The following is a 5,248-nucleotide window of genomic DNA, read 5'->3' as shown; positions in this document are numbered from 1 at the left end:
GTGCTGGTCTCCGGCGGTGGCGGCGGGGCGGTGCTGGTTTCCGATGGCGGGGCGGTGCTGGTCTCCGATGGCGTCGACTGGGTCTCCGTCTCCGTCTCCGTCTCCGTCGCCGTCCCCGTCGCCGTCTCGGTCGCCGTCTCCGTCGCTGTCGCCGTCTCCGTCGCCGTCTCCACGGCTGTTTGCGGTATCCCCGTTCCCTCGGGGAGCTCCCCGTTCGGGAGGAGGTCCCCGCTCTCGATGGGGTCACCGTCGGCGTCCACCAAGCCGAAGGCCTCCACGCAACCCCCGCCCTTCAGGAGGATGTGGCCTGGTTCGCCGTCAGCGGGGTTCACCCACTGGGCGGTGCAGCCTTCGACAGCCAGGTCGGTCAGCACGACCGGGCTCGTCTCGAAGAACGTGGGGATGTTCTTCAGGCACGTCTCTTTGTCCGTGATGTCCTCGTTGGTCTCGCATTCGGTGACGAGGGCCCCGATGGCGTCCTCCAGGGTCCCCAGGCCCTCGAACCTGTTGAAGAAGTCGTCCACCCCGGGTGGTGGTGAGACCGTCGTGGGAGCCGGCGGTCCCCCACCCGTGGCGATCCCGCCGCCCTTGGGCAGCCGGCCGTCCGCCGCCACTGTGGCGGGGTCGAGGGGTTGGCCTTGGGCGTTGACCAGGTGGAAGGCTTCCACGCAGCCTTGGCCCCTCAAGAGGATGTGGCCTGGTTCGCCGTCAGCGGGGTTCACCCACTGCGCGGTGCAGCCTGCGACAGCCAAATCGGTCAGGACGACCGGGCTCGTCTTGAAGAACGTGGGGACGTTGTCCACGCACGTCTTCCTCTCCGTGACGTCCGCGACTTCCTTTTCGCACACGTCGGTGAGGACCCCGATCGCGTCCTCCAGGGTGTGTTCACCCTCGAACCTATTGAAGAAGTTGTCTACCCCGGGCGGTGGCGAGACCGTCGTGGGCGCCGGCGGTCCTCCACCCGGGGTGGTGCCGCCCGGGCCCGGGCCCCCGCCCGGACCCGTGCCTGATGCACCGGGCGCGGGTACCGAGCCGCTCGCGATCCCGCTGCCCTGGGGCAGCCGGCCGTCCGGCGGCAGGGTGGCGGGGTCGAGGGGCCGGCCTCTGGCGTCGACCAGGTGGAAGGCGGCCACACAGTCCGCGCCGCTGAGGACGACTCCGGCGTCCTCCCAGCGGGCGGCGCAGCCGGGGGAGGCGACGTCGGTCAGCGTGACCGCCGCGACCTCCAGCCGCCCCTGCACGGCGGCCTCACACTCGGCCCGGTCGGGGACGGAGGGATCGTCACCACACCGCTGGTAGAGGACCGCGGCGGCCTCCTCCAGGCTGTGCGCGACGGAGACCTCCTGGAGGAACGTCTCGTCGACTGCCGACTCCCGGGCCGGGGGTACCGCGCCGGTGGCGATCCCGCCGCTCTGGGGCAGCCGGCCGTCCGGCGGCAGGGTGGCGGGATCGAGGGGTCGGCCTGTGGCGTCCACCAGGTGGAAGGCGCCCACGCAGTCCGCGCCGCTGAGGACCATCCCGCCGCCCTCCCAGCGGGCGGCACAGCCGGGCGCACCGACGTCGGTCAGGGTGACCCGCGCGGCCTCCAACCGCCCCTGGACAGCGGCCTCGCACTCCACCCGGTCGGGGACGGACGGATCCTCACACCGCCGGTAGAGGATCTCGACGGCCTCCCCCAGGGTGTGTGCACCCGACATCTCCTGCAGGAACGCCTCGTCCACCCAGGAGGCCGCCTGACCGGATGTTCCTGGGTCGGCCTGTGGCCGGGCCGGCTCCACCTCGGAGTCCGCAGTGGAGCCGGGGCCGGACGAGCACCCCACCACCAGCAGTGCGACTGCGACACAGGCGAGGACCAGACGGATGCGTGCCTCGAGTCTGTCCATGGCTGGATTCCTAACGACGTGGAACCGCTGACCAGTAACAGACGCTCCTCGCGTCGTCGCGATACGTCTACGAGCTCCGCAGCGGTGACGCAGCGGTGACGCAGCGGTGACATCGCGGTGACGCGATGCCCGCCAGGCTGCGGCAACCGCGCGACGTCGCGCAGGGCTGTCGGGAGCGTCATGGCCGAGTGGCAACCGGTGATCCGCACGGAGGGCGTCGAAGGCACGTCCCCGCGCAGCGGCGCCGACGTCCCGCCGGTCCTCCGGCGGGAAGCCTACGAGGTGGCCGGCCTGCGGCCGTCAGGCATCGTGTCGTCCTTCGGGGTCGCCCCGGCGCGGTCGGAGGCCGACGGCCGCGTCCTGGGACGCAGCGGCACCGCCGTGGTCGAGACGCCGTTCGAGGGCGACGGCCACGCTGAGCTGCTGCTCGTGCGCCACGGCGAGGGCCTGCGGGCCGTGCTGCCCGACCGGACCCGGGCCGGGCGCGATCGCACTGTGTTCACGATCCCGGTGTCCCCGGGCCCCGGAGGTGAGCGGGGCGTGCTCGGGACAGCCGGTCGGTGGCTGCTGCAGAAGGTGGTCTTCGCCCTGGTGGACCCGGTCCTCGGTGCGGTCAGCGACCGCCTCGTCGGCTCCTGGGAGGCCCGCCACCGCCCGCACCGGGTCCGGTTCTTCACGCCCGAGCAGTACAGAAGCGCCGGGGAGCAGCCCGCCGGCGCCGGAGAACTGCGCGGCGGCCGCGTCCTCCTGCTCGTCCACGGTCCCAACGCGCTGTCGCACTCCGCCAGCGGGTTCGGGGACATGCCCGTCGACCTGGTCGAGCACCTGTACCGGGAGTACGGGCGCCAGGTGATCGCCTTCGACCACCCCACCCTGGCCACCGACCCGCTGGAGAACGCACGGGAGCTGGCCAGGTGGCTCCGTGGGGTCGGCGAACGGGTCCAGGTCGACGTGCTGGCCCACTCGCGCGGGGGACTCGTCGCCCGGCTCCTCGTCGAGCGCCCCGACCTCGTCGGCGAGTGCGGACCCCACGTCGACTTCCGCTCCCTGACCTTCCTCGCGACGCCGCACCGGGGAACGCCGGTGGCTGATCCCGAGCACCTCGGCGGTTTCGTCGACCGCCTGCTCACCCTGGCCTCCCCGATCCCCGACAACCCGGTGACCACGGCGCTGGAGGGTGCCCTGACCGTCGCGCGCCAGGTCGCGACGGGGTTCCTGGGCGGTCTCGACGGGATCACCTGCATGAGACCTGCGGACGCAGGAAGCCGCAGCTGGCTCGGCGAGAACCTCGCGTACGAGCCCCGCAGACGCAGCGGCGTCCACTACCGCGCGCTCGCCGCCGACTACGAGCCGGCCGCCGGTTCCGGCATCTGGCACGCCGTCAAGGACGCCGGGGTGGACCTCGTCTTCGGCGGCCTGCCCAACGACGTCGTCGTGCCTTCGTTGAGCGCCCTCTCCCTGGGGCGGGAGCCCGGGGCGGGCCTCCAGGACATGGTGGTCTTCGACGAGCACGACGGCATCCGGCACGACAGCTACCTGGGCTCGGACCTCGTGGCACCCGTCCTCCGAGCATGGCTGGGGGAGGAGGCCGAACCGCTCCCGTCCACTCACCGCGCCCGCCAGTTCGCCCCCGAGGACGTCCGATCGCTCGAGGCAGTCGGCCCCGAGTGGAGCCTCGGCAAGGCGCTGGACCTGACCTGCGTGGCCCCGGCCGGCGCCCGACCCGGGGTGCAAGCGCTCGTGAAGGCAGCCGGGGCCACGGCGTGGGGCTACCTCACGGGCCGGTCGTCCGCGGCGCCGGCTCCGGTGGTCGTCTTCCTCCCCGGCATCATGGGCAGCGAGCTCACGATCGGCGGTGAGCACGTCTGGTTGAGCCCCTGGCGTCTGGCGCAGGGCGGGTTCGGGCGGCTGCGGCTCCCCCCTGCCGACGCCGCCGACACTGCCCAGCCCGGAGGCGTCCTGTGCGTGGGCTACCGGGCGACCCTGGAGCGCCTGTCCCGCCAGTTCGAGGTGGTGGCCTTCCCCTACGACTGGCGGGACGACGTGGCGCACGCGGCGGCCCGACTGCGGACACTGCTCGAACGCCTGCTCGCTGACGAGGAGCTGGCGGGCGTCCCCGTCCACGTGGTGGCGCATTCCATGGGCGGACTCGTCGCCCGGTACGCGCTGACCGAGGAGGCGGCGGGCACGGACGGCCACGGGTCCTCGCTCGCCGTCCGGCTGGAGGAGCGCGGCGGTCGGGTGGTGCTCGCCGGCACCCCCAACCAGGGGTCGCTCGCCACCCCGCTGGCCCTGATCGGGCGCCATCCGGTGCTCGCCGGACTCTCGCGCGTCGACCTGCGGGGTTCCCTCGACGACTGGCTGGACACGGTCTGGACGTTCCCAGGGCTGCTCCAGCTCCTCCCTCGTCCAGGGCTGGTCGGCGAGCCCGGCGGTGGTGCCGTGGAGTGGCTGTACGACCCGCTTCGCTGGCCCGGACGCGATCCCGCGGCGGTGGCTGCGGTCCTCGACGCGGCGAGGACGCTCCACGGTCGCCTGCGGACCGACGAGGGCGCGGGCGTCCACCTCGTCCTCGGGGACGGCGTCAGCACACCGGTGGCCATCCGTCCGACCGGGACGGCCGGCTTCGAGATCGGGATGGGCGACTTCGGCGACGGGACCGTCGCCCGGCGTTGCGGAGAGCTCGCCCGTGCCACGACCTACTACGCGCCGGGGGTGGCGCACGGCGACCTGGTCAAGGACGCCCGGACGCTGCAGGCGATCGTCGACCTCCTCGAACGGGGATCGACGAGGCTGCTCACGTCCACCGCGCGCGGCGCCTCCGCAGGCGGCGACGGCCCCGCCCCGGAGTGGGTGAGTGCCGGCGAAGCCGGGCAGCGTTTGGCCGGTACGGGAGGCAGCCGCGGTGGTCCGGTCGTCCCGACGCCGGTCTGGGACCGTCGAGGTGCCCTCGACGCCGGTCTCGACGCCCTCGCGCCGTTCCTCGGCACGGCGGCTTCCCGGGTGCCCCCGTTGAGGCTGCGCATCGTCCACGGTGACGTGGAGTGCGCCCGCCACCCCGTGCTCCTCGCGCACGCGACCGGGACGCCCATCGCGGGGGCGGAGGAGCGCTGTGACGACCTCCTCGACGACCAGTTGTCCAACCTGCAGCTGCTCGGTCTCTACCCGGACACCGCGGGCACGTGGCGGTTCGTCCGTCCGCGCGGCGGGGCCACGCGTCTTCAGGGGTGCATCGTCCTCGGCCTCGACAGCGGCGAGCCGCTCAGCCGGGGGGTCCTGAGCGACCTGGTGGCGCGTGCCGTCATCGACTACGCCGACCGGGTGGAGGACGTCCGAGCGGCCAGCACGCGCGTGCCCGCCGGGAC

Annotated in this window: 2 protein-coding genes; one reads left to right on the top strand and one right to left on the bottom strand. The window is 73.4% G+C overall.

What is annotated here, in order from left to right; translation table 11 throughout:
• Nucleotides 1-1,721 (bottom strand): hypothetical protein (locus FHL79_RS24565; RefSeq protein ID WP_218938604.1); only part of this gene is annotated, 1,721 nt, incomplete at its 3' end.
• Between the two features lie 342 nt (nucleotides 1,722-2,063).
• Between FHL79_RS24565 and FHL79_RS24560 the strand changes: the two genes are divergently transcribed.
• Nucleotides 2,064-5,248 (top strand): DUF7379 domain-containing protein (locus FHL79_RS24560; protein ID WP_138761172.1); only part of this gene is annotated, 3,185 nt, incomplete at its 3' end.

Source organism: Modestobacter altitudinis (genome assembly GCF_005930475.1).
Lineage (GTDB): Bacteria > Actinomycetota > Actinomycetes > Mycobacteriales > Geodermatophilaceae > Modestobacter > Modestobacter altitudinis.
This window is presented reverse-complemented; position numbering and strand designations above follow the sequence as displayed.